30 protein-coding genes are annotated in these 24,923 nt (G+C 47.0%); 29 read left to right on the forward strand and 1 reads right to left on the reverse strand.

The genetic code is table 11. The features are described 5' to 3' along the window. The 29 genes from fabD (at position 1) to HPY31_RS09845 (ending at position 24,213) form a co-directional block, all read left to right on the forward strand. Complete coding sequence (fabD, locus tag HPY31_RS09700) at positions 1 to 951, forward strand: ACP S-malonyltransferase (RefSeq protein WP_016743278.1); 951 nt, start codon at positions 1 to 3, stop codon at positions 949 to 951. Next, the gene (gene fabG / locus HPY31_RS09705) at positions 945 to 1,685 is read left to right on the forward strand and encodes a 3-oxoacyl-[acyl-carrier-protein] reductase (protein WP_015891896.1); all 741 of its coding nucleotides are present in this window, start codon (positions 945 to 947) and stop codon (positions 1,683 to 1,685) included. The genes fabD and fabG overlap by 7 nt, the downstream gene beginning before the upstream one ends. Positions 1,686 to 1,769: 84 nt before the next feature. Further along, positions 1,770 to 2,003, forward strand: a complete 234-nt coding sequence (acpP, locus tag HPY31_RS09710; protein ID WP_005834336.1) for an acyl carrier protein — start codon at positions 1,770 to 1,772, stop codon at positions 2,001 to 2,003. Positions 2,004 to 2,139: 136 nt separating this feature from the next. Further along, complete coding sequence (fabF, locus tag HPY31_RS09715; protein ID WP_016743279.1) at positions 2,140 to 3,381, forward strand: beta-ketoacyl-ACP synthase II; 1,242 nt, start codon at positions 2,140 to 2,142, stop codon at positions 3,379 to 3,381. Positions 3,382 to 3,435: 54 nt separating this feature from the next. After that, positions 3,436 to 4,122: a ribonuclease III gene (rnc, locus tag HPY31_RS09720; protein WP_026043146.1), complete on the forward strand. Its 687-nt coding sequence runs from the start codon at positions 3,436 to 3,438 to the stop codon at positions 4,120 to 4,122. Between the two features lie 260 nt (positions 4,123 to 4,382). Continuing rightward, positions 4,383 to 7,955 (forward strand): chromosome segregation protein SMC, encoded by a 3,573-nt coding sequence (gene smc, locus HPY31_RS09725; RefSeq protein WP_172140438.1) that lies wholly within the window; start codon positions 4,383 to 4,385, stop codon positions 7,953 to 7,955. 45 nt (positions 7,956 to 8,000) lie between these two features. Then, a complete protein-coding gene (gene ftsY / locus HPY31_RS09730) occupies positions 8,001 to 9,008 on the forward strand; it encodes a signal recognition particle-docking protein FtsY (RefSeq protein WP_016743282.1) in 1,008 nt (335 codons plus the stop codon). 143 nt (positions 9,009 to 9,151) lie between these two features. Next, positions 9,152 to 9,490: a putative DNA-binding protein gene (locus HPY31_RS09735; RefSeq protein ID WP_016743283.1), complete on the forward strand. Its 339-nt coding sequence runs from the start codon at positions 9,152 to 9,154 to the stop codon at positions 9,488 to 9,490. Positions 9,491 to 9,500: 10 nt separating this feature from the next. Beyond that, on the forward strand, positions 9,501 to 10,913 hold the full coding sequence (gene ffh, locus HPY31_RS09740) for a signal recognition particle protein (RefSeq protein WP_172140440.1): 1,413 nt from the start codon (positions 9,501 to 9,503) through the stop codon (positions 10,911 to 10,913). 112 nt (positions 10,914 to 11,025) lie between these two features. Continuing rightward, positions 11,026 to 11,298 (forward strand): 30S ribosomal protein S16, encoded by a 273-nt coding sequence (gene rpsP / locus HPY31_RS09745; RefSeq protein WP_007719713.1) that lies wholly within the window; start codon positions 11,026 to 11,028, stop codon positions 11,296 to 11,298. 23 nt (positions 11,299 to 11,321) lie between these two features. Beyond that, a complete protein-coding gene (locus HPY31_RS09750; RefSeq protein WP_007719711.1) occupies positions 11,322 to 11,549 on the forward strand; it encodes a KH domain-containing protein in 228 nt (75 codons plus the stop codon). A gap of 86 nt (positions 11,550 to 11,635) precedes the next feature. Further along, positions 11,636 to 12,091: a YlqD family protein gene (locus tag HPY31_RS09755; RefSeq protein WP_015891889.1), complete on the forward strand. Its 456-nt coding sequence runs from the start codon at positions 11,636 to 11,638 to the stop codon at positions 12,089 to 12,091. Then, complete coding sequence (gene rimM / locus HPY31_RS09760; protein ID WP_016743287.1) at positions 12,069 to 12,596, forward strand: ribosome maturation factor RimM; 528 nt, start codon at positions 12,069 to 12,071, stop codon at positions 12,594 to 12,596. The genes HPY31_RS09755 and rimM overlap by 23 nt, the downstream gene beginning before the upstream one ends. A 12-nt stretch (positions 12,597 to 12,608) precedes the next feature. After that, on the forward strand, positions 12,609 to 13,340 hold the full coding sequence (trmD, locus tag HPY31_RS09765) for a tRNA (guanosine(37)-N1)-methyltransferase TrmD (RefSeq protein WP_016743288.1): 732 nt from the start codon (positions 12,609 to 12,611) through the stop codon (positions 13,338 to 13,340). 166 nt (positions 13,341 to 13,506) lie between these two features. Then, entirely contained in the window at positions 13,507 to 13,854 is a 348-nt protein-coding gene (rplS, locus tag HPY31_RS09770) for a 50S ribosomal protein L19 (protein WP_015891886.1), read from the forward strand. Between the two features lie 135 nt (positions 13,855 to 13,989). Next, positions 13,990 to 14,553: a signal peptidase I gene (gene lepB, locus HPY31_RS09775; RefSeq protein WP_016743289.1), complete on the forward strand. Its 564-nt coding sequence runs from the start codon at positions 13,990 to 13,992 to the stop codon at positions 14,551 to 14,553. A gap of 28 nt (positions 14,554 to 14,581) precedes the next feature. Then, positions 14,582 to 15,475, forward strand: a complete 894-nt coding sequence (gene ylqF / locus HPY31_RS09780) for a ribosome biogenesis GTPase YlqF (protein ID WP_015891884.1) — start codon at positions 14,582 to 14,584, stop codon at positions 15,473 to 15,475. Positions 15,476 to 15,559: 84 nt separating this feature from the next. Next, on the forward strand, positions 15,560 to 16,336 hold the full coding sequence (locus HPY31_RS09785; protein WP_172140442.1) for a ribonuclease HII: 777 nt from the start codon (positions 15,560 to 15,562) through the stop codon (positions 16,334 to 16,336). Positions 16,337 to 16,376: 40 nt separating this feature from the next. Next, positions 16,377 to 18,269: a hypothetical protein gene (locus HPY31_RS09790; protein ID WP_172140444.1), complete on the forward strand. Its 1,893-nt coding sequence runs from the start codon at positions 16,377 to 16,379 to the stop codon at positions 18,267 to 18,269. Beyond that, positions 18,266 to 18,556 carry an EscU/YscU/HrcU family type III secretion system export apparatus switch protein gene (locus tag HPY31_RS09795; protein ID WP_172140446.1) on the forward strand — a complete coding sequence of 97 codons (291 nt, stop codon included), beginning with the start codon at positions 18,266 to 18,268 and terminating at the stop codon, positions 18,554 to 18,556. The genes HPY31_RS09790 and HPY31_RS09795 overlap by 4 nt, the downstream gene beginning before the upstream one ends. Beyond that, complete coding sequence (locus HPY31_RS09800) at positions 18,556 to 18,933, forward strand: YraN family protein (protein WP_172140448.1); 378 nt, start codon at positions 18,556 to 18,558, stop codon at positions 18,931 to 18,933. The genes HPY31_RS09795 and HPY31_RS09800 overlap by 1 nt, the downstream gene beginning before the upstream one ends. Before the next feature lie 335 nt (positions 18,934 to 19,268). Then, the gene (locus HPY31_RS09810) at positions 19,269 to 21,119 is read left to right on the forward strand and encodes an Ig-like domain-containing protein (RefSeq protein WP_172140452.1); all 1,851 of its coding nucleotides are present in this window, start codon (positions 19,269 to 19,271) and stop codon (positions 21,117 to 21,119) included. Between the two features lie 97 nt (positions 21,120 to 21,216). After that, a complete protein-coding gene (locus tag HPY31_RS09815; RefSeq protein WP_172140454.1) occupies positions 21,217 to 21,993 on the forward strand; it encodes a nucleotidyltransferase domain-containing protein in 777 nt (258 codons plus the stop codon). A gap of 39 nt (positions 21,994 to 22,032) precedes the next feature. Continuing rightward, positions 22,033 to 22,587 carry an NADAR family protein gene (locus HPY31_RS09820; protein ID WP_172140456.1) on the forward strand — a complete coding sequence of 185 codons (555 nt, stop codon included), beginning with the start codon at positions 22,033 to 22,035 and terminating at the stop codon, positions 22,585 to 22,587. Further along, positions 22,584 to 22,913, forward strand: a complete 330-nt coding sequence (locus HPY31_RS09825; protein ID WP_172140458.1) for a low molecular weight protein tyrosine phosphatase family protein — start codon at positions 22,584 to 22,586, stop codon at positions 22,911 to 22,913. The genes HPY31_RS09820 and HPY31_RS09825 overlap by 4 nt, the downstream gene beginning before the upstream one ends. Before the next feature lie 104 nt (positions 22,914 to 23,017). Beyond that, positions 23,018 to 23,209 carry a hypothetical protein gene (locus HPY31_RS09830; protein WP_015891874.1) on the forward strand — a complete coding sequence of 64 codons (192 nt, stop codon included), beginning with the start codon at positions 23,018 to 23,020 and terminating at the stop codon, positions 23,207 to 23,209. Between the two features lie 17 nt (positions 23,210 to 23,226). Then, on the forward strand, positions 23,227 to 23,382 hold the full coding sequence (locus HPY31_RS09835; protein ID WP_172140460.1) for a hypothetical protein: 156 nt from the start codon (positions 23,227 to 23,229) through the stop codon (positions 23,380 to 23,382). A gap of 35 nt (positions 23,383 to 23,417) precedes the next feature. Then, entirely contained in the window at positions 23,418 to 23,963 is a 546-nt protein-coding gene (locus HPY31_RS09840; protein ID WP_172140462.1) for an RNA 2'-phosphotransferase, read from the forward strand. 103 nt (positions 23,964 to 24,066) lie between these two features. Next, positions 24,067 to 24,213: a hypothetical protein gene (locus tag HPY31_RS09845; RefSeq protein ID WP_016743298.1), complete on the forward strand. Its 147-nt coding sequence runs from the start codon at positions 24,067 to 24,069 to the stop codon at positions 24,211 to 24,213. A 350-nt stretch (positions 24,214 to 24,563) separates the two neighbouring features. Here HPY31_RS09845 and HPY31_RS09850 read toward each other — a convergent pair whose 3' ends face one another. Beyond that, entirely contained in the window at positions 24,564 to 24,872 is a 309-nt protein-coding gene (locus tag HPY31_RS09850) for a hypothetical protein (protein WP_172140464.1), read from the reverse strand. Positions 24,873 to 24,923 lie beyond the last annotated feature (51 nt).

Genomic DNA, 24,923 nt, shown 5'->3' on the forward strand with positions numbered 1-24,923 from the left:
ATGGGAAAGGTAGCCTTTGTTTTTCCAGGGCAAGGTTCACAATTTGTAGGAATGGGGCAAGCGCTCTCCGAACAATCGGAAGCGGCCCGTCACATATTTGAGCAGGCTGATGAAGCGCTCGGCTTTTCCTTGTCGGGACTGTGTTTTGCAGGACCAGAAGAGGAATTGAAGCTGACAGCAAACACACAGCCAGCTATTTTGACAGCAAGCATCGCTGTTATGGCAGTATTGAACGAAAAGTTGCCTGACTATAAGCCTGCGTTCGTGGCAGGTCACAGTTTGGGTGAGTATTCCGCTTTGGTTGCAGCTGGGGCTTTGTCCTTTGCAGATGCAGTCAAAACTGTGCGAGCTCGTGGTCAGTTCATGGAAGAGGCAGTGCCAGCGGGGCAAGGTGCAATGGCCGCTGTCTTGAATATGGATCGCGCAGCACTGCATGCGGTTTGCGAAGAAGTAACGGCATCTGGACATCCTGTTCAATTGGCGAACATGAACTGCCCAGGCCAAATTGTCATCTCTGGTTCTGCTGAAGGTGTGAAGCTGGCCGGGGAAAAAGCGAAGGAAGCTGGCGCAAAGCGCGTCCTTCCATTGAATGTAAGCGGGCCGTTCCACTCGAGCTTGATGCAGCCGGCAGCAGATAAACTGCAAGCTGTTTTGGCTGGCGTTACGGTACAAGAAGCGACAGTGCCTGTCGTGGCAAACGTAACAGCTAGGCCAGTATCTGAGGCTACAATCATTGTAGATCAATTGGTTCAACAAGTTTCCGCTCCAGTTTTGTGGGAGGATTCTGTACAGTGGATGGTCGAAGCAGGTGTGACCACTTTTGTAGAAATCGGTCCAGGAAAAGTTTTGGCCGGTTTAATCAAGAAAATCGCACCAGCGGATACGACGATTATCTCTGTGCAGGACATGGATTCACTTACTGAGCTTTTGAACGGAGGGGTACTATGTTAACTGGAAAAACAGCACTGGTCACAGGGGCTTCCCGTGGTATCGGGCGTGCAATTGCATTGAAGCTGGCAGAAGCTGGCGCGAATGTCGTTGTCAATTACGCAGGTAGTGAAGCAGCAGCGAGTGAAACTGTTGCCCTTATTAAAGAAATGGGCCGCGATGCCATTATGATTCGCGCGAACGTTTCTTCTACAGAAGATGTCAACGAGATGTTCAAAGCTGCTTTGGAACATTTTGGTGTGATCGATATTCTCGTGAACAATGCGGGAATTACTCGCGACAACCTGATCATGCGTATGAAAGAAGACGAGTGGGATGATGTGATTGCGACGAATCTGAAGGGTGTATTCAACTGCGTAAAAGCAGCGACTCGCCCGATGATGAAGCAGCGTTCAGGCAAAATCATCAACATCACTTCTGTGGTAGGTGTTTTGGGGAACGCAGGACAAGCAAACTACGTGGCGGCAAAAGCTGGGGTTATCGGCTTGACGAAGACGGCTGCTCGCGAGCTGGCTAGCCGTAATATTACGGTGAATGCTGTTGCGCCAGGATTTATCGATACAGAAATGACTGCTGTATTGCCGGAGGATGTCAAAGCAGGGCTCACAAGCCAAATTCCGCTTGCCCGTTTGGGACAAACAGATGATATCGCATCTGTCGTGCTGTTCCTGGCATCTGACGCAGCTAACTACATGACAGGGCAGACCCTGCACGTAGACGGCGGAATGTACATGTAGGAAGAAAACCTCAAACGAGCATTTTTACGAAACTGGTTTTTTGAAAGCTCATCCACTATAATACGGGAGAGGGGGTGAAGCAAGATGGCAGATACTTTGGAGCGTGTAAAGAAAATCATCGTCGATCGTCTGGGTGTAGATGAGTCCAAAATTACTTTGGAAGCTTCTTTCAAAGAAGACCTGGGCGCTGACTCCCTGGATGTGGTTGAACTCGTAATGGAACTCGAAGATGAGTTTGATTTAGAGATTTCCGACGAAGATGCTGAAAAGATCACTTCTGTTGGTGAGGTTGTTAAATACATAGAATCTCACAAGTAGATTGATCTGTTGGAAGTCCCGTACCATACGGGACTTCTCCTTCAATAGCCACCTGTACATAATTCAAATAAATACACGTTTTGCATGCAGTGAATGTTAGAAGCTGACTGCTGACTTTCATATAGAGGTGATTGAAATGAAACGCAGAGTGGTGATTACTGGCGTTGGTGTCGTTTCTCCAGTAGGGAATGACGCACAGACTTTTTGGAACAGCTTGCTGGAAGGAAAATCAGGCATTGACCGTGTGGCTGCCTTTGACGCTTCTGATTATCCAACACAAATTGCAGGCGAAGTGAAAAACTTCGATCCTGAGCAGTATATGGACAAGAAAGATATCCGACGTACAGACCGATTCGTTCAGTTTGGATTAGCTGCTGCCAAAATGGCTGTAGAAGATGCAAAACTGGAGATCACGCCAGAAAATGCGGAACGAGTGGGTGTATACATCGGGTCCGGAATCGGTGGTCTGACTACATGGGAAGAACAGCATTCCGTCTTGTTGGAAAAAGGACCACGTCGTGTGAGTCCATTCTTTATTCCGATGCTAATTGCGAACATGGCGTCTGGTGCAGTATCGATTCAATACGGTGCAAAAGGACCAACCTCCAGTGCGATTACCGCTTGTGCGACAGGTACAAACGCAATCGGTGAAGCACTGCGTTTGATCCAGTTCGATCACGCAGATGTCATGATCGCAGGTGGAGCAGAAGCAACCGTGCGTCCAATGGGATTTGCAGGCTTTTGCTCAGCGAAAGCGATGTCCACCAGAAACGATGAGCCGCAAAAAGCAAGCCGTCCGTTTGACAAGGATCGTGATGGCTTTGTAATGGGCGAAGGTGCTGGTGTTCTGATTCTGGAAGAGCTCGAGCATGCGAAAAAACGTGGAGCAACGATCATCGCGGAAGTCATTGGCTACGGGATGAGTGCAGATGCGCATCATATTACTTCTCCATCTCCTGGTGGCGAAGGAGCTGCGCGTTGCATGGCAAGCGCACTGAAAGACGCTGGCGTTGACCCAACAGAAGTCCAATATATTAATGCACATGGTACTTCTACTGGCCAAGGAGATATCGCAGAAACACAAGCGATCAAGACTGTATTTGGCGAGCACGCATACAAATTGGCTGTCAGCTCGACCAAATCGATGACAGGCCATTTGCTGGGTGCTACGGGTGGTGTCGAGGCAATCGCGACGGCATATGCGCTGCGTGATCAAATACTGCCTCCAACAATCAACTTGGAAAACCCGGATCCAGAATGTGATCTGGACTATGTTCCGAACCATGCGCGCAAGGCGACCGTCAATGTGGCTGTTTCCAATACATTTGGATTCGGCGGTCACAATGCAACGGTAATCCTGAAGCGATACGAAGCATAAATGAGCCCTACTGATAGAAAAAGTAGGCAGTCTCCTGGAATGGTGGTGAGGGTGATGAATTTTGCACAGCTGCAAGAAACGATAGGCTTTCGCTTTCGCGATGAAAGTGTTTTGCGGCAGGCATTCACCCATTCTTCCTACGTGAACGAGCAACGCGGCAAACGAATATCAGACAATGAGCGGCTAGAGTTTTTGGGGGATGCTGTGTTGGAGTTGACCGTCTCCCAGTTTTTGTATAAAACTTTTCCGAAGATGAGCGAAGGGGAAATGACAAAGCTGCGTGCAGCCATTGTCTGTGAGCCTTCTCTCGTCAAGTTTGCTGAACTGTTGAATTTTGGCGATCTCGTATTGCTGGGAAAAGGGGAAGAGCTGACAGGTGGACGTCAGCGACCAGCCTTGCTAGCGGACGTTTTTGAGGCGTTTGTAGGTGCGCTTTACTTGGATCAGGGGTTGGACGCAGTCTTTTCCTTTATGGAAAAATACGTCTACCCGCGCATTGACAAAGGAGAGTTTGCCCAGGTAACCGACTTCAAGAGCCAGTTGCAGGAATTTGTTCAACAAGACAATCTGGGAGACATCCATTACCGAATTGTAGAAGAAAAAGGACCAGCTCATAATCGAGAGTTCGTATCTGAGGTGCTATTGAACAATCGTTCGCTTGGCATCGGCTCTGGCCGCTCTAAAAAAGAAGCGGAACAGCAAGCTGCTGCACGAGCATTGGTCAAGCTGGGGGATAAATAATCACTCGTCAGCGAGAAGGGCTGCATCATCTGCTACAAGATGGTGCAGCTTTTTTCTTTCGGGTGGGAAACAGAGGGAAAATACTGCGAGATGACCGCTATCTATGATACACTTACCTACAGATGATCATGTAGGCTCGTAGTAGGTAGCTCCTGTTCGATGCAGGGGCTTCTTTTCGGGTACCATCCGATCCTTGCATGTTTGTAAGCTTGTCCATTTGGCTGGCAGTCTTGGATGGTTTCTTAAGGAGGACCGTACGTATGTATTTGAAACGCCTGGAGCTGGCTGGATTCAAATCCTTTGCCGATCGCACGGAATTGGAATTTGTACCAGGGGTAACAGCCGTAGTGGGACCGAATGGAAGTGGGAAAAGTAACGTTTCTGATTCGATCCGCTGGGTGCTGGGGGAACAGAGCGCGAAGTCGTTGCGTGGAGCGAAAATGGAAGACATTATTTTCGCGGGTAGTGACAAGCGCAAGCCAGTGAATTTTGCAGAAGTGACACTCACCTTGGACAATACAGATCGTTCACTCGATGTGGAATATTCGGAGGTATCCGTTACCCGCAGAGTGTATCGTTCTGGTGATAGTGAGTACTACATAAACAACAGATCCTGCCGTCTAAAAGACATTATGGAGATGTTCATGGATACCGGGCTGGGGAAAGAAGCGTATTCGATTATCGGCCAAGGTAAAATTGAGGAAATTCTCAGTACCAAGTCCGAGGATCGCCGTGGAATATTTGAAGAAGCAGCCGGAATCGTCAAATACAAAACACGCAAGCGCGAGGCGGAGAAAAAGCTCGATGACACCGAACAAAATCTGGTGCGTATTCACGATATCGTCAGTGAAATTACGGAGCAAATCGGACCTTTGCAAGAGCAAGCAGAAACAGCCAAAACGTACAAGGAGCTTCATCGCAAGCTGGTTGAGCATGAAGTAGCTCTTTATGTGCAGCAAATTGAAGTAGCTCATACGAAGTGGGAAGCAGCCACAGGACGCGTAGAGGAACTCAAGCATCTGTTAATTGGACAAACCACCGAAGCATCCAAGCAAGAAGCTGATTTGGAGCAGGCGCGTTTTCATGTCACCCAAATCGACCAATCGATCGAAGAACTGCAACAAGTGCTTTTGACAGTTAGTGAAGAGACCGAGAAAGTCGAAGGACAACGTGAGGTATTGCGGGAGCGTATGCGCAATCTCAATGCCAATCGCCAGCAGACGATGGAGCAGATGCATCGGATTACGGAGAAGCAGCACGGTCTTGAGGCCGAACTGGCAGAAGAACAAGAGCGGGCCAAGGAAGCGGATCGCCGCATGACCGAAGCCCACGCTTCGCTGCAAGAAGCAGAAGGTCAATTTTTTTCCATGGTGCAATCACTGACAGATGACGTGGAGCGTTTGAAGAGTGATTACTTCGAAAAGCTCAACGAAATGGCGAATCTGCGCAACGAAAATCGTCATCAAGAGCAGCTTCTCAAGACAAGCGAGGCCAGAGTCGAACGTCAATTGTCTGGAAAAAAACAGCTCGATGAAGAAGAAGAGCAGCGTCTAAATCAGTTGAGCCAACTCCAAGATCAGCTGGAGAAGATCGTTTCTACCATTCAAGAAACCGGCGTTAGATACAAAGAGCTAGTCGAGGGCATGCGAGAAGGACAAGCCCGCCTTGAAACAGCCCGTCGAGAGCTGCGCCATTGGGAACAAAAGCGGGAAGCAGCGAAGTCCCGTTTTGACCTGTTAAAAGAAATGCAGTCGGAGTTCGCAGGGTTTCAGCAAGGGGTAAAAGAAATTTTGAAAGCACGCGAGCGGGGCTTCAAAGGGATCCATGGAGCAGTCGCTGAGCTCGTTGTCGTGCCACAGCAATACGAGACAGCGATGGAAGTCGCATTGGGTGGCGCACTTCAAAACGTCGTCGTGGACAACGAAGCATCTGGTCGTGCAGCCATTGCTCACTTGAAGCAGCATAATGCAGGTAGGGCAACATTTCTACCGCTCGATGTCATCCGTCCTCGCACCTTGCAGGCAAGCGACAAGCGCCAGCTGGAGGATGAGAGTGGAGTCGTCGGAATCGCGAGTGAGCTCGTGACCTTTGAGGAAGCGTATCGACCCATCCTCGAAAGTCTATTGGGCAATGTCATTATTACGGAAAAGCTGGAGCAGGCAAACCGTGTGGCCCGTACGCTTGGCTACCGCTATCGCGTCGTGACGCTGGAAGGCGATATCGTGAATGCTGGCGGTTCCATGACAGGGGGGGCCTTGAAAAAGAACAGCACGAACCTGCTTGGACGCAACCGTCAATCAGAAGAGCTGGAAGCACAGCTGGTAGAAATCGACCAGGCAATTTCTGGGCATACTACCCTTATGGAGCAGCTGACGAAGGAACTGGCGCAAATGCAGCAGGAGCAAGAAGCTCTGCGGACAGAGGGCGAAAGTCTGCGACTGAAAGAACAGGAAGTAAAAGGGCTCTTGCAGCAAAAAGAATCGGAAGGCAGATCCTTGGGCGAGCGAGCAAAGCTAGTTGAGCAAGATATTGAAAGCTATCGCCGCGAGATGGAAGAAGCCAAACGCAAGCAAGAGCAGCTGCAAGCTTCTTTGACTGCCATGGAGCAAGAGGAAAAAGAGCTCAGTGAGCAGATCGCAGAAGCTGAGGCGAAACGCCAAGAGCAGCTCGAATCCAAAGAAGAAATGAATCAAAAGATAACAAGTCTCAAAGTGCTGAATGCGCAGGTCAAGCAAGAATATCAATCACGCTTGGAGCAAACAGAACGCTTGCTGGAGCAAAAAAGCCAATTGCAGCACGAATGGGAAGAACAAAACGCGAACTTGGCATCTCTTGACGAACTGGAGCGTACGAACGAATCGTCCGGGCTTGAGCTGGATCAGCGCATTAGCGAATTGCGTCAGGATAAAGACCGTGTAGCCGGCTTGATTCAAGAGCGGCGAAGTGAGCGGGCCACTCTCTTTTACAAACAGGAGCAAGTAGAACTACAGGTCAAGGAAATCCGCCGCGAGGTCAAATCGCTCGAGGAAAAGCTTCATCAGGAAGAAGTAAAAGTCAATCGTAACGAGGTAGAGCTCGATCATCTGTTGAATAAACTCTCCGAAGAATACGAAATGAGCTACGACCTGGCGAAGCAAAAATATCCGGCACGTGGCGAGATTCAGGAAGAGACACAAGTGGTCAATCGTCTGAAAAAGCAGATTGGGGCACTTGGCACTGTGAATCTTGGGGCGATTGAGGAATATGAGCGCTTGTCAGAGCGTCAACAGTTCTTAAGCTCGCAGGAAGCTGACCTGAATGAAGCAAAAGACATGCTCTATCAAGTGATCCAAGAAATGGACGCAGAGATGTCGCGCCGCTTCAAAGAAACATTTGATGCGATCTCGGAACAGTTCCGCGACGTGTTTGTCCAATTGTTTGGAGGAGGACGGGCAGATCTTGTGCTCTCCAATCCAGATAACCTGCTTGAGACGGGCATCGATATCGTGGCGCAGCCACCTGGCAAGAAGCTGCAAAATCTTGCGCTCTTGTCCGGGGGCGAACGTGCTTTGACTGCAATGGCCTTGCTGTTTGCCATCCTGCGTGTGAAGCCAGTACCATTCTGTGTATTGGATGAGGTAGAAGCCGCTTTGGATGAGGCAAACGTTAATCGCTTCGCCGAGTACATGCACCATTTCAGTAACCAGACGCAGTTTATTTGCGTCACTCACAGAAAAGGCACAATGGAGAGCGCAGACGTGCTATATGGTATCACGATGCAGGAGGGCGGCGTGTCCAAACTCGTCTCCGTGAAGCTGGAGGACAGTGATAAATTTATCGAATCAGCCTCTTAAACGGATTTGCCATTCAATTGATACTACCCGCAAAGGAAGATGAACATGAGTTTTTTCAAGCGCCTTCGTGATGCTATTGTCCAAAAATCCGAAGAGGTCACCCAGAAGTTTACGGATGGTTTGGCGAAAACGAGAGACCTGCTAGTAGAAAAAGTAGAGGATCTGGTACGTCGCTACAAAAAGATCGACGATGACTTTTTCGATGAATTAGAAGAAATTTTGATTACATCCGATGTGGGCGTCAATACCGTAATGGAGCTCATAGACGACTTGCGGACAGAGGTGCGCAAGCAAAAAATCGAGAATGCGATCGACCTGCAGCCGATTCTCTCAGAAAAACTGGTTGCCCTTTTGAAAAATGATGATGCTGCAGATACGACTCTGAACGTAGAGGACGGTCGTCTGAACGTCATTTTGTTCGTAGGGGTCAATGGAGTTGGAAAAACAACCACAATCGGTAAAATGGCGCATATGTTCAAGCAGCAAAATAAAAAAGTGTTGCTGGCAGCAGGTGACACATTCCGTGCAGCAGCGATTGAACAGCTGGAGGTTTGGGGAGAGCGTGTAGGAGTTGACGTAATCAAGCAGCAACAAGGCTCTGATCCGGCTGCCGTGATCTACGATGCGATTCAGGCAGCGAAATCCCGACAGGTCGATGTGCTGTTGTGCGATACCGCAGGTCGCTTGCAAAACAAAGTCAATCTCATGGAAGAGCTGGCGAAGGTACACCGCGTATTGCAACGCGAATTGCCAGGAGCTCCGCACGAGGTTTTGCTAGTTTTGGACGCTACCACAGGGCAAAATGCGCTTTCGCAGGCGAAAACGTTTGGACAGTCTGCTGGAGTAACAGGTTTGGTCCTGACCAAACTGGATGGTACAGCAAAGGGCGGTATCGTCATTGCGATTCGCAACGAGCTGAACATTCCGGTGAAATACGTAGGGTTGGGTGAAAGAATGGATGACTTGCAGCAGTTTGATCCTGAGCAATTTGTTCATGCGTTATTTGCTGGATTGATTCAAAAAGATGAAACAGAAGAGCAGGAAAATGCGTAAAAACATAGTGTTTCAAAGATAAAAAAATGATGTCAATAAAAAACCTTGACACTAGGTGTGGAATTAGGTACTATAATCTACGTGCTGTAAAGAAAAAGTCTTTACAGTTTGAAACGAGTACCTCATAGCAAAGGATTGGTTTCATGTTAGAAAAGACCAATCAAGTCAATCTCTTGTTTGACTTTTACGCGCCGCTACTCAAGGGCAAGCAGCGAGAATATCTTGAGCTGTATTATCTGGACGATTTATCGCTCGGAGAAATTGCCGAGATGCATGAGGTCAGCCGCCAAGCTGTTTATGATCATATCAAGCGGGCAGAGAAGCAACTGTTTGAATACGATCAGAAGCTTCGCCTCGCTGAGCGTCATGAAAAACGCATGGACGTGTTGAATCGCATGAACGAACTTGTAAATGAGCTTTCGGAGAGCGAGACAAGAGACGAGCTGAACACTTTGCTCCACCAACTGTCAGAGATGGATTAGGAGGGCTCGCATGGCGTTTGAGAGCTTAGCCAATCGGCTGCAAAACGCGTTTGACAAACTGCGCGGCAGAGGGAAAATAGACGAGACCATCGTGAGTGAAGCGATGCGTGAAGTTCGTCTGGCCCTGCTGGAAGCAGACGTTAACTTTAAAGTAGTAAAAGACTTCGTTGCTCGTGTCAAGGAGCGCGCAGTCGGTCAGGAAGTTATGAAAAGCCTGACACCTGGTCAAATGGTGATCAAGATCGTGAATGAAGAGCTGGTCGCTCTGATGGGTGGCAACGTCGCTCAGCTCACGATGGCGCACCGCCCGCCGACCGTCATCATGATGGCAGGTCTGCAAGGGGCAGGTAAAACGACCACAACCGGTAAGCTGGCCAAGTATTTGCAAAAGCAAAACCGCAAGCCGCTTCTGGTAGCGGGAGACATTTACCGTCCTGCTGCGATCAAGCAGCTTCAGGTTTTAGGGGAGCAACTCAATGTTCCCGTCTTCACTCTCGGTGATCAAGTCAGTCCTGTCGAAATCGCTCGCCAAGCGATTGAACACGCGAAGACAAATCATCTCGACGTAGTCCTTATCGATACCGCAGGTCGCCTGCATATTGACGAAGCGCTGATGGACGAGTTGAAACAGATTCGCGAAGTAACCAAGCCCGATGAGATTTTGCTCGTCGTGGACGCGATGACAGGTCAAGATGCCGTCAATGTAGCAGAGAGCTTTAATAGCCAGCTTGAACTGACTGGTGTGGTTCTCACAAAGCTCGACGGTGATACCCGAGGCGGTGCGGCACTATCCGTCAAAGCTGTCACTGGCAAGCCGATCAAATTCGCGGCGATGGGTGAAAAGCTGGATGCGCTCGAACCGTTCCATCCGGATCGTATGGCTTCCCGTATTTTGGGTATGGGGGACGTACTCAGCCTGATTGAAAAAGCACAGGCATCCGTGGATGAAGACAAAGCACGCGATATGGAACGCCAAATGCGTCAAGGTGAGTTTACCTTCGACATGTTCTTGGATTCCATGCAGCAGCTCCGCAACCTGGGTCCTTTTGAAGACATTCTCGGCATGCTGCCAGGAATGAACAAGATGAAGGGCAAAATGAACGTGGATGAAAAGCAGATTGCCCGCGTTGAAGCGATCGCCAAATCCATGACCAAACAAGAGCGCGCGAATCCTGATTTATTGAATGCCAGCCGTCGCAAGCGTATCGCAAGCGGAAGCGGAACGAGTATTCAAGAAGTCAATCGCTTCCTCAAGCAGTTCGAGGAAATGAAGAAGATGATGAAGCAATTCTCAGGCGCTGCTGACAAGATGGTCAAGAAGTCGAAGAAAAAAGGCTTCGGATTACCTTTCATGGGAAAAGGCGGAGGCAACAACCAGGGCGGGATGAATTTCCCCTTTAACTTCAAGCCACCGTTCAAGTAAGTAGGCATGATCTCTCGCGACACTGACTTGTCAGCTGGCCGCGATGGTTCAGATATAGTAGCACCAACGCAGATGTTCTTCTCGCGTTGATTAATACAGGAGGTGACACAACATGGCAGTTAAAATCCGTCTGAAGCGTATGGGTTCCAAGAAAGCTCCTTTCTACCGTGTAGTAGTAGCTGACTCCCGTTCCCCACGCGATGGCCGTTTCATTGAAGAAATCGGTTACTATAACCCGGTTGCACAACCGGCAGTGGTGAAAATTGATACCGACAAAGCGGTTCAATGGATCCTGAATGGTGCAGCTCCAACTGATACCGTTCGTAACCTTCTCTCCAAAGAAGGCGTTATGGCTAAAGTGCACGAAACCAAATACGGCAAATAAGTCGGTCATCTGGAGGTTTGATGATGAAAGCGCTGGTCGAAACGATCGCTAAAGCTCTCGTCGATCATCCGAATGAGGTTCGTGTTAACGCAGTGGACAAAGAGCGAACTCTCGTCTTTGAATTGTCGGTACACCCTGATGATATGGGGAAGATTATTGGCAAGCAAGGTCGAATCGCGAAAGCCCTGCGCACGGTCGTGATCGCCGCATCCGTGGAAACGGACAAGCGTGTCACGGTTGAAATTGTATGAGAAAAGGCTGGGAGCTTTCCCAGTCTTTTTTCTAGTATCCAAGATGCTTATAGACCTTGATGATTTTTCCGAAAGGAGTGGCGAAGGTGCTTACTATATTTCGGACGGTACAGGTTAAACTGATTATTACGGAAGCATCACGGGCTGCTCTCATTGATCAGTATAGCCAACGACTTCGTTTGCAGCGTAAAGAGTGGGAGCAGTGGCAGTTTCAATCCAAAAAGCTATTAACCGAGGCGAAGAAAAAGTCTGCGGATACATATGCGTTGGCGCAGGAAAAAATCGCGCAGGAAGAGCGACGACGCAAGGAAAAGATAGATCACCTGACATATACCCTCCAGCAGGTAGAAAATCTCCCGGAGGGAAGCGAGATCGATTACCAGACTGTTCAAAGCCCTGTCACGATCCAAGAGGGCGATGTCTGGGATGAAATGATGTCTGGAACGGAAATCATGATAAAAGATGGCTTGGTACATGAGATTCGGCTACAAACGAAAAATGGGATCAAAGAAAAGGGGAATGAACACGTTGAGCCAAAATAGCTTTTACGGAGTAGGCAAACTGGTTAATACGCATGGCCTGCGTGGTGAAGTGCGTGTAACACCAACGACTGACTTTCCAGACCAGCGTTTTCGCAAAGGAAATGAGCTGTACTTGTTCCACCCGACACTCAGTGAGCCACTAAAATTGAAAATCGCTTCTCGTCGCTCGCATAAAAATTTTGAGATTGTGAGCTTTCACGGCTATGAGCATATTAACGATATCGAAAAATACAAGGGCGGAGAGCTGAAAATTCCAGAGGAAGCACTGATGGAATTGGAAGAGGATGAGTTCTACATTCATCAGCTCGTCGGCTGCATCGTCGTAACCGACGAGGGCGAAGAACTGGGAAAAATCGTGGATGTCATGCAGCCAGGAGCAAACGATGTGTGGGTAGTGAAGGGGAAACGCGGAGAAATCTTGTTGCCGTATATCGATGAATGCATCAAGGAAGTGGACATCGCGAACAAACGTGTGGTCTGCCATCTGATGGAAGGCTTGCTGTAGGAGGAACTTCAGATGCGGATCGATATTTTTACGCTCTTTCCCGAAATGTTTACAGGTGTTTTGTCCAGCAGCATTTTGGGAAAGGCTAGCGAAAAAGAACTGGTTGATTTTCATGTCACCAACTTTCGCGATTTTTCTGAGAGCAAGCACGGAACGGTTGATGACACCCCTTATGGCGGTGGCGGAGGAATGGTCTTGAAGCCTGAGCCGTTGTTCCGTGCCGTAGAAGGCTTGACGGGAGAGAAAAAACCGCGAGTGATTCTGATGTGTCCACAGGGTGTGCCTTATCATCAGAAGCTGGCAGAAGAGTTAGCGCAAGAGGAGCATCTTGTCTTCATTTGCGGTCATTATGAAGGGTACGACGAGCGAATCCGGGAACATCTCGTCACGGATGAAATCTCAATTGGTGACTACGTTCTGACTGGGGGAGAGCTTGCGGCGATGGTGGTCATTGACAGTGTCGTTCGTTTGCAACCAGGAGCGTTGGGAAACCAGACGTCAGCCGTTGAGGATTCCTTTTCAACAGGACTGCTCGAGTACCCTCATTACACAAGACCGGCAGAGTTTCGCGGCTGGAAAGTGCCAGATATACTGTTGTCAGGGCATCACGCCAATATTGAAAGCTGGCGGTTAAAAGAATCACTGCGTCGAACAAAAGCACGGCGTCCAGATTTGTTGGAAAAGCTGGCGCTGACAGATGAAATGAAAAAGCTATTGGCTGAATTGGAACAGGAAAAAAAGTAGGGAACAATAGGAGAAGAGTCTTGTAGTTTTGTGCCAGCTGTGTTAATATACTTCTTGTGGCAATTTTGCCCGCTGACTAAGGCGGTCCGCTACTCGTAACGCAGCCTAAGCGGCTGGACCTATGGGTTAGACGAGTAAGAACGTCTATCGGAAGGAGGAAATTCAAATGAACCAAATTATCCGTGAACTGGAAAAAGCGCAATTGAAACAGGACATTCCTGCGTTCCGACCTGGTGACACTGTTCGTGTACACGTTAAGGTTATCGAGGGTCAGCGTGAGCGTATCCAGCTGTTCGAAGGCGTATGCATTCGCCGTCGCGGTACAGGTATCAGCGAAACATTTACAGCTCGTAAGATTTCTTACGGCGTAGGTGTTGAGCGTACATTCCCAGTACACACGCCTAAGATCGACAAGATCGAAATCGTGCGTCATGGTAAAGTACGTCGTGCGAAACTGTACTATCTGCGCGATCGCGTAGGTAAAGCAGCTCGTATTAAAGAAATTCGTCGATAAGCGTAACGCTTAGAAAGAGGACTGGCCTGCTTGCCAGGCCTCTTTTTTCCATTTAACGATCTTGAAATAAAATAGTTCATCTTGACATATGTTACAGCTAAGGTTGGACGAGCTTTCATGGGAGGATCGTAAGTCATGAGCGAAGAAATTACCTCCAGTCATAAGAAGAAAAATGAACTATGGGAATGGATAAAGGCACTTGGGATCGCTTTAGTCCTGGCGTTTTTCATTCGTACCTTTTTGTTCGCCCCGTTTATTGTAGAAGGCGAATCCATGGAAAGTACATTACATAACAGCGAAAAATTAGTTGTGAACAAGGCTATTTATTTTTTGCAAGATCCGAGACCTGGTGAAATCATCGTGTTCCATGCGGAAAAGGAGCGAGATTACATCAAAAGAGTCATTGCTGTTGAGGGTGATACAGTAGAGGTCAAAAACGATCAGCTGCTGGTCAATGGCAAAGTGGTAGAGGAACCGTATCTTGCACAATCAAAAGAACAAGCGAAGCAGCAGGGAGAGCCGTTCTTTACCCACGATTTTCCCCCGGTCCAAATACCGGCAGACCATATTTTTGTGATGGGCGACAACAGGTTGAACAGTCATGACAGCAGAGCCATCGGTCCTGTTGCCGTCAGTACGGTTGTTGGCAGAGCGGAATTTACTTTTTGGCCGGTAGCGGGAATTCGCTTGACAAGATAACCTAAAGCTTCAAGGTAGGTGAGACATCATGACGATCCAATGGTTTCCTGGCCATATGGCTAAAGCACGTCGTCAAGTAACGGAAAAGCTGAAATTAATCGATGTAGTCATCGAGCTTCTCGATGCACGTCTGCCGCTTTCCAGCCGCAATCCGATGATTGACGAGATTGTCAGTGATAAACCACGTTTGATATTACTCAATAAAGCAGATTTGGCGGATGAACGGGCAACAGATGAGTGGATTGCTTATTTTCGCAAGCAAGGCATTCGCACATTGCCGATTGATGCCCTGAGTGGAAAAGGCGTCAGCAAGCTGCCAGAAATGTGTAAGGAGCTAGCTGCTGACATGCTGGCAAAGCGCAGTGAGCGGGGGATGCAAGGTCGTGCCATTCGCATTATGATCTTGGGGATTCCCAATGTAGGCAAGTCTTCCCTCATTAACCGCTTGTCCAAGCGTTCGGTAGCGGCAACAGGTGATCGTCCGGCGGTAACCAAGGCACAACAATGGGTGAAAATGGGCGATACACTGGAGCTTCTCGATACGCCTGGTATTCTTTGGCCGAAATTTGAAGATCAGATGGTAGGTCTGCGATTGGCGGCAAGTGGGGCAATTAAAGACGAGCTCATCGATTTTACGGAGGTAGCATTATTTGTTATCAGCTACATGATGCACTACTATCCGGAACGCTTGATCGAACGCTTCAAGCTAAAAGAATTGCCTGAGGATCGAGTAGAAATGCTCGAAGAAATCGGGAAGAAGCGCGGATGCCTCGTTTCTGGCGGAAATATCGACTACGACAAGGCAGCGGAAATTTTTCTGCGTGAGCTACGTTCCGGCAAGCTGGGAACGGTCTCTGTTGAGCGCCCGATTGACTGGGAAATGGACGAACCGATTGGTAAGCCAGTATCTTTTCCAGAATAAACTTTCCAGCCATCAAAAACCTGTCTATCGACATACACGGTAGGCAGGTTTTTACTATGAGGATCGGTAAGGAGAAATGAGTCAATGAATCTAGCGGATATGTCGATAAAAGAAATACGAGTGACGATGGAAAAGTTGGACGAGGTACCCAAAGATTTTTTACAATTGCTGAAAGAAGATAAAAGAGCAGGTGTACAGGCTATGGCGAAGCAGGCGGAGGCAGCGATTGCACGTCAAGAGAAGCTTGCACAGATGTGGACTGACATGACCGTCTATGAGAAAGCCATGTTTGAAAAGGGGCATCAATACATATTCGGGATTGATGAGGTTGGGAGAGGTCCATTGGCTGGTCCTGTTGTTGCATGTGCCGTGTGTCTGCCAAAAGATTTTTACTTGCCAGGCCTGAATGACTCGAAGAAGATACCCGTGTCTACTCGGGAGGCTTTTTGCGAAATCATTCAAAGAGATGCACTTGCTGTGGGAATCGGCATTGTCGATGCAGCAAGAATCGATGTGATCAATATACTAGCTGCTACAAAAGAGGCGATGAAGCTGGCGATCCAACAGGCAGGTATCGCTCCAGACGTATTACTGATTGACGCCGTACAGCTAACTGGAATGAATTGCGAGCAGGTTCCGATTATCGGGGGAGATGCCAAAAGCGTTTCAATTGCAGCCGCATCGATTGTGGCGAAGGTCACCCGTGATCGATTGATGACCGAGTATGCCGAACAGTATCCAGCCTATGGCTTTGACAAACACGCAGGCTACGGCACCCCAGAGCATCTGGCAGCAATCGCTCGATTTGGACCTACACCGATTCATCGCAAGACTTTCACTGGAGTAAAAGAACACGCCTAACAAGTGCTAGGAACATACTAGCTACAGGAGGAGGATCTGCATGTTTTCCCCGTCGCAACTAATTCAATCATTCGTGCAAAAAGCACCCATATCCGCTCCGAAGCCGGTTGAGCTTACTCCCGGACAAGTGTTTAAAGGCACGGTAATCAAGAATTATCCGGACAATATGGCGCTCGTACAAGTCGGGGGAATGCAGGTTCAGGCTAAAATGGAGGCAAGTCTGGAACCGGGCCAAAAAGCTTGGCTGCAAGTCCAGCCATCAACAGGTGTCGTCACGTTGAAGGTTTTGGATAGTGCCGGTGAAGGAGCTGGCAAAGACGCATCTCTAGAAGGGCTAATGCGATCACTAGGGATTGCCGATACAAAAGAGAACAAAGCGATCATGCAAGCGCTGCTTGGTGCCAATCTTCCTGTGAATAAGGAGACCATACAAGCTTTTTCAGCCGTAGCTGGGCGATTAGGCGTTGACAATGGCACTATTGAGGCATTCATGACTGCCATGAAACGAAATTTGCCACTTACCCCTGATACAATCGCAGGGCTCAAAGCTTTTTTGTCGGACAAGCCAATGGGGCAGCTCATACAAAACCTGCTTCAGCAAGCCTCGCTCTTTTTAGAAGGAGAGGGACAGCCTTCGCAGATGACAGGGCAGGTGCCGCAAAGCCAATCACAGCAGGTCCCCGGACAAGCTAATGCAGCAACGGGAGATGTCAAACAGCTTGTTAGTCAGTTAAAAGAAAAGTTGACGGGACTCTCTATACTTATCACGGGCAACGATGGAACAGACGAGGGAATGGCAGTCAAACAAATGCCACAAGGAAATCAGCCCAATCAGGGTGCTTCGCAGAATGCGACTGGAGGAAACCAGACACAGCCGCTGCCTACGCAGAGCGGTCAGCCTTCATCGCAAGTTCAAACATCGCCTCAACCATCAATGGTGGCTCCAAGTAACATACCAACGCCATCACAGCCTGGTTCGTCAACTATTTCTACTGAGACAATGTCTGCACTAAACACCGCCGCTAAACAGGTAGACTCGCAGCAAAATGCCATGACCGGAAAGAGTAATCAGTTGCTGCCTAACCAGACCAGTGGTCCAAGCATCGATTCAAAGATTGCTCAAAACAAGCCCTTGCCTACTCCTCAGTCCTTACAGATGAATCAGGACCCGATCCAAAATAAACAGATGGCTGAGCAAAGGGTTGTAGTGAACGACGCGGGGCAAAAAGTCGTACCACAAATGATGTCTCAAGTAGCTGGTGCAGCGAATGGAACTACAGCTGCTAACCCGATTGCTGAATTGTTTCGTCATTTAGGCGTAACCCACGAGAGAGAATTGATGGGCCAGGCTTTTTCACAGGGAGCCATCGATTCACATTCATTAAAGCAGATGGATACAGTTAAATCCCTCTTGCTACAAATCAGTCAAGCGCCAGCTCAGGCACTGCCATCCGGCTTGCGTGAAGCAGCAGATCAACTGCTGCAACAAGTGACCGGACAACAATTGATGATGATACAGCCTGCTAACCAAGCTTTGTCTCAAATCGTCATGCAAATTCCGATTCGCCAAGGTGAAGGGGATGAGACGGCTTTCGTCCAAATCGAATCGAAAAAGAAAGGCTCTGGACAGCTTGATCCGGAGAACTGTCGTCTTTTCTTTCATTTGGAACTCCAAAGTATGGGGACAACCATGATTGATGTAAGTATCGTGAATCGAATCGTTAACCTGCAAATTTTTAACGATACGCCATGGGTGGAAGCACTCATTCAAGGGTCCAAGGATCGCTTTGCTGACCAATTACAGGACGTTGGCTACCATCTATCGGCTATGCGAGTCCAGCCAGTCCCGGCCGAGCGCGGGAAGTCGACAAGTCCGATTCAAACCAAAGGCCCCATCCTGGCTGACTATAAAGGGGTTGACCTTCGCGTATGATGCCGCCATCCCCTTCAGAGCAAAAACGCAAACAGGCAGTTGCACTAAAATATCAGGCGGGTACCATGGAAGCGCCAAAGGTCGTGGCAAAAGGAAAAGGGTACGTGGCTGACAATATACTGAAGACAGCGAAGGAGAATGATATACCGGTACAGGAGGATCCATCACTTGTAGAGGTTTTGGGCAAGCTGGATTTGGATCAACAAATACCGCCGGAGCTGTATCAAGTTGTGGCAGAAATCCTTGCTTTTGTCTATCGGATCGATAAAGGCGGAGGAACCAAATAATGAGTGATCGCCGCCGTCTGCTTGGTCAAAGAGGAGAACAGCTTGCTGAAGGATATTTAGTGAACAAGGGTTTCCGCATTATCGATCGAAATGTTCGAACAAAACGTGGGGAAATGGATTTGATTGCTCTTGACGGAAAATGCTTGGTTTTCATTGAGGTTCGAACGAGGAGCAGCCAATCTTTTGGAACAGCGGGCGAGTCGATTACTTGGAAGAAGAAACAGAAGCTGCGTGAGCTTGCCATCGAATACTTGCAAAAAAGCGCACAGCCAATCCCGACCTTTCGTTTTGATGTCATTGCAATTTACACCGGTGCATCAACGCAAGGTGAAGACTTCATGAAGCCTGTCATTGAGCATTATGAGAGTGCTTTCTAGGAAAAACGGGCTCTTGACCACGGATATATTGGGGATACGTCTACAGCATCAGTCGCAGAGCCAGCGTACTATGTACTGTACTCGACGCGATGAAACTCCTCCAAGCATCAATATCCGCTTTCCGGCTCAAAAGCTGGGAAGCATTTTTTTTGATGAAAAGGATCGATTCGTACAGACAAGCCCATAACTCATGGCAATTTTGCTTATGAATCCGGGTAATAAACAGTTGTTTAAAAGAAAAACAAATATTTTTCAAAAAAAAAGCTGATTTGGTGTGACATTTTTCCATCTCATTCGTCAATAGAAGTATAGGAAATAATTTGGAGGTAAAAAACATGAAAAAGATTAAGAACAATCTAATGAAAAACGTCTCCTTAGCAGTAGCAGCTATTTGTACTGTTCAGTTTTCAGTTACTGGCATTGCTTCTGCACAAGTTGCGACACCACAATCTATTCAAGCTTATAGCATGGTAGCAAGCACTACTGGGTTGAAAGCAAGCGTAGGCTCTTTGAACGTCACGATTGGAGATACAGAAACCATTCGCCTTACTTATAATGGCAGCCCTATCGATAACGCATTGGTTGATTGGGAAATTGGCAGCTCCAGCATCGCTTCTGTTAGCAATGGGGTTGTGTACGGTAAGAAAGTAGGAACGACTGTTGTTACTGCTAAATACAACGGTTATCGCGCTACAGTTAGAGTGACTGTTGACAGAGCGCAGACTCTCGAAGCAACGAAAACAGAGGTTTCTGTTAAAAAAGGTAAAAAGACAAACGTTAGTTTGAAATTTGCGGGCAGCAGTATCCCTGGATCAAAAGCAACTTGGAAAACCGCGGATAAAACTGTGGCAACTGTTGACGATGGTGACATTAAAGGTGTAGGCGAAGGAAGCACAGTTATTACTGCGAGCTACAAAGACCAAGAGGTAGAAATCCGCGTTGATGTTGAAGGCGGCGGAAATTCAGACGGTAAACTGGAAGCAGATGTTACCAAACTGAAATTGGAAAAAGGCGATAAAGAAACCATTAAGTTGACATATGACGACGATAAACTTTCTGGATCAAAAGCAACTTGGAAAACTTCAAAGTCCTCTGTAGCAACCGTAAACGATGATGGTGTCGTTACTGCAAAAAGCAAAGGTACAGCAACGATCACTGCAAAATACAAAGGCTACGAAGTAGAAATTGAGGTTTACGTAGATACAGACACTTCTGGTAAACTGGAAGCAGATGAAACCAGCATCTCCTTGAAAAAAGGCGACAGAGACACGATTCAGCTACGATATGATGATGATAAATTGTCTGGATCAAAAGCAACTTGGAAAACATCCAACTCCAGCGTGGCAACAGTTGATGATGGTGTCGTTACGGCAAAAGGCCAAGGAACAGCTACCATTACAGCATCATACAAAGGCGATAAGGTCGAAATTCGTGTAAAGGTCGATTACAACAACTCTGGTAAACTGGAAGTAAACGACAGCTCGATCTCCTTGAAAAAAGGGGAAAGAGAAACATTAACATTGAAATATGATGGCTCCACCATTAGCAACTCGAATGCATCTTGGTCCACATCCCGATCCTCAGTTGCAACAGTAAGCAGCTCTGGTACGATTACAGCAACAGGTAAAGGTAAAGCTACCATTACTGCTCAATACAAAGGTGAAAAAGTAGAAATTGAAGTGACTGTCGATAGCTCCTCCTCAGGAGATCTGGAAGCAGACGAAACGAGCATCACCTTGAAAAAGGGCGAGAAAGAAACTGTAAAACTGAGATATGATGGCGACACGATTAGCAATTCAAAAGCAACCTGGAAAACTTCTAAATCTTCCGTAGCAACAGTTAGCAGCAGTGGTACAATTACAGCAAAAGGTAAAGGTACGGCAACGATTACAGCTACGTATAAAGGCGAAAAAGTAGAAATTGAAGTAAAAGTTGGCACCAAGAGCTCAGGCAAGCTGGAAGCAGATGACACAAGCCTTTCCATGAAAAAGGGTGACTCCGAAAAGATCACGCTCACCTATGATGGCGATGACATCAGCAGCACGAAAGCTAAATGGAAGTCCGATAAAACTTCCGTAGCTTCCGTATCCAGCAGCGGTGTGGTAAAAGCTAAAAAGAAAGGTAAGGCCACTATTACAGCTGAATACAAAGGCTATGAAGTGGAAATCGAAGTAACGGTAAAATAATGGTTGATAAGAAACTCGCTGAATCGTAACTGGTTCAGCGAGTTTTTTTCCAAGTGGAAGGAAAGCCATTTATTTGATTGTGGAGGAGGAATGAACCTTGAGAGAGATCATTCTGGAAAAGTTAAGAGAAATCGAGCAAGCGCATGACTTAAAAGTATTGTTCGCGGTTGAATCGGGAAGCCGGGCATGGGGATTTCCGTCCAAAGATAGCGATTATGATGTGCGTTTTGTCTATGTGAAGAAACCGGAATGGTATTTGTCCATTGATGACAAACGGGATGTTGTGGAAGAACCAATCAATGACCTCTTAGATATAAACGGCTGGGATATTCGAAAAGCGCTCAAGCTATTTCGAAAGTCGAATCCACCTTTACAAGAATGGATTGTGTCAGACATCGTTTATCTCGATACACTTGGCTTTCGTGATGAGCTGGCAAAGTTGCAAGGCGAAGTATTTTCGCCGAAGGCTTCCTTGCATCATTACCTCAGTATGGCCAAAGGGAATTTTCGGGACTATCTGCAAGGTGAGCAAGTCAAAATCAAAAAATATTTTTATGTATTACGCCCGATCCTCGCGTGCATCTGGATCGAAACATATCATACGAATCCCCCCATTGGATTTGATCAGCTGGTTGCAGAGCTGATAACTGATCCTACATTAAAAAGTAAAATTTCTGAGCTGCTCCAAAGAAAAATAGCTGGGGATGAGTTGAACTTAGAGCCAAGAGTCGAAGAGCTTCACCATTTTATTGAGGAACAAATTGAGCGTCTGACTGCACTGGCTAGTCAATATACAAATGATCTGGAGGACCCGACAGAAAAGCTGGATGAGATATTTCGGAAGTATTTGCAGAAGGCGTGGATAATCAGTTAGTCATGAAGGAATCGTTATGATAGAGGGGGGGACATATTCATGAAGGATCATATTCGAAAACGTATACAGCAACCTCTCGAAATTCACTTTGATCAACCAGATAAACCATACGGCTGCTTCTCCAATTTCTCTACTCACCCAATAGAGCTGGAAGGGGAACTTTGGACAACTTTGGAACACTATCTGCAAGCCAAAAAATTTTTAGGGACTACCCAAGAAAAAGAAATCATGCGCAAGGCATTACAAGCAAAGGTAGAACAGTACCCTATCATCCGTGAAATTCTGCTCTCTACTGGGGATGCCACCTTAATCGATTGTATGAGCAACGATTCAGACGTACTAGGAAGATTATGGATGGAAGTGCGTGAAAGCCTAGATGGGTACCAACCGCATTTCTATTTGCCGCCATGGATTGTATTTCCAGAAGAGCATCCTTATAGTTTGTGTTGGCGGATGGGATTTGGTGAGGACTATCTCATGCATTATTGGCCATGGCTAGAGGAAATGAGTGTGGATGCCCGGAAAGAGTATGACGCTTATTTTCCGGTACCAGAGGAATGGCAGTTTGAAGATTTGGATGAGGAGGACGAATGAAGCTACTGTTCGTTTGCAGCAGAAATAAATGGAGGAGCTTGACGGCAGAAAAGATTTTTCATGGAATCAATGACTATGATGTAAGATCAGCAGGTACTGAAATTGGGGCGCGTATCAAAGTGAATGCCGGTCTTATTGGCTGGGCTGATCTCATTTTCTGTATGGAGAAAAAACATGTAAGGCGGTTACAAGAAAAGTTTAGTTCGGAATTGATGGATAAAAGGATCATCTGCTTGGGCATCCCTGATGAATACATATACATGGATGAGGAACTGATCGAGCTATTAAAATCGAGTGTGTCGGCATATATAGAGATACCGGATTAAGCTGTTATTGGACATGGTCGAAGTATACCGGATTATTTTGTATAATAGGGATGATATGACTCAATCGCACTATCCATACTTATCGTAAAGCGAGGATTTTCACCATGAAGAAAAAACTTGTACTGGTTCTAGATGTTGAAGTAGCAGACAAAGCTGATATGCAGCAACTGGCCGATTCTATGTCCACAGCTATTCAATCCGTTGATGGGATTGCCTTGCAAGACCTGGTTATGTTTGATAACGATGAAAACAATGCTGACAAGCTCATTGCGAACATAAAGAAAGAAATGTCCTAAAAAAGGAGAGCAGTCTTGTGTTTTTCGTTTATGTACTGGTTTATCTCATCGTTGCTCTCCTTTATGGATTTTGGACGATGAAAAGCCACCAGCTCTGGGTTCGACTGACAGGAAATTTCATCGTACACCTATTTATTGCTACAATCGTGAGTCTCGGTTACTTTTTTACGTAAAGAAGTGGCCATGACCTGTAAGGGGAGATGAGTGGATGGATTATCAAAAATTGAGTAAAGAATTGTCCTATGCGCTGCGTCATGCCCCTCATGAATATGAGCTTGAGTTAGACGAACAAGGATGGGTACCTATCAAGCAATTGCTTTTGTCACTTCATGAACAGCGAAAGTGGCGAGCGGTTACCGAAGAAGATTTACATAAGATGATTTCGTTATCAGAAAAAAAGCGCCATGAGATCAATCAAGGCAAAATTCGCGCCCTGTATGGACATTCGGTGCCGCAAAAGATTCGCAAGGAAGAAAAAGAACCGCCTGCGTATCTTTATCATGGCACGCCGCAAAGATTCCTCGATTCTATTTTGGCTAGCGGCCTTGTTCCAAAAGGAAGACAGTACGTGCATCTGTCTGAAGACGTCCAAACAGCACAGCAGGTTGGGAAAAGACGAGACGATCATCCCGTCCTTTTGCGAATCGATGCGAGGCAAGCTTGGCAAAATGGTGTGAAGTTTTACCATGGAAATGAGCTCGTTTGGTTGGCAGATCACGTGCAAAAAGAATACATCTCTATCTATAAGAAATAGCTCGAATTGCTCAGGAAGAAACAACACAGCATGGGAAAAGACTCGCATTTGGAACGCGGGTCTCTTTTTTGTATCAATGATAATCGCAAGGAGGTAAAAGCGTATGGAATGGATGTTTGCTTTTCTACTGTTGGCAGGACTTTTTGCAATCTACGACGCGATTCGGAAGCTGAACCAGAACATTGTAAAGCAAGTCGATCAAAACCAACGAATCATTGAACTCCTGAATGAGTTGAAGAAAAAGCAGTAAGTGGTAAGGATGACTGAGCACGAGATCTTAGCTACCACGATCGTGTATTCATAACGTGACGGTGAGCAGTTTTTTTACGTATTCCGCATGATGATTACCAAAATGGTAGTAAACTTCTCCAACGACGTTTCGTAAGACGGCTACATATTTCTGGCACGGTGACGTCCCATTCTTGAAGATTTTTAGAAAGATAGGGCCAAGATATATTAATCTGAATGTGACCTTGATCATATGTTGAGGACCAGCGATTATCGTTTTCGCCATCGTATTCAAATGGTTTCAGCAATAAGACACGTTCTAAATCGTTGGATAAAGTGATGACGTCCAGGTCAATCCAGTTCACCTTCGTTTTACACTTTTTCATACAGATAAAGTATGCCGTCGTCGATCGACCAACTAAGCAATGAATGCTTCCAATCGCTTGTTTGCGAGGGTAAGTATTTTTCGAGATCATTTACGATTTTTTCCCAATTTTGATCACTATCATTTATCTCAATGAACTTGCCATGAACAAAATCAAAAATAAGGTAACCCATTTCGTACTCAATGCAGTCGATTTTATAGTAAGAGACACTGTACACATCGTCCCAGTCGATCTTAACTGGTTCAGCATGCTCGTAGTGGATGGAAATTTGATGGGGATCAATAGTAAAAATCAATATAGAAACAACTCCTTACCCGTTTATTTGCAGTATACCTGTTGGAGAGAA

It is taken from the genome of Brevibacillus sp. HB1.3 (assembly GCF_013186635.1).
In the GTDB taxonomy this organism is placed as follows: domain Bacteria; phylum Bacillota; class Bacilli; order Brevibacillales; family Brevibacillaceae; genus Brevibacillus; species Brevibacillus brevis_D.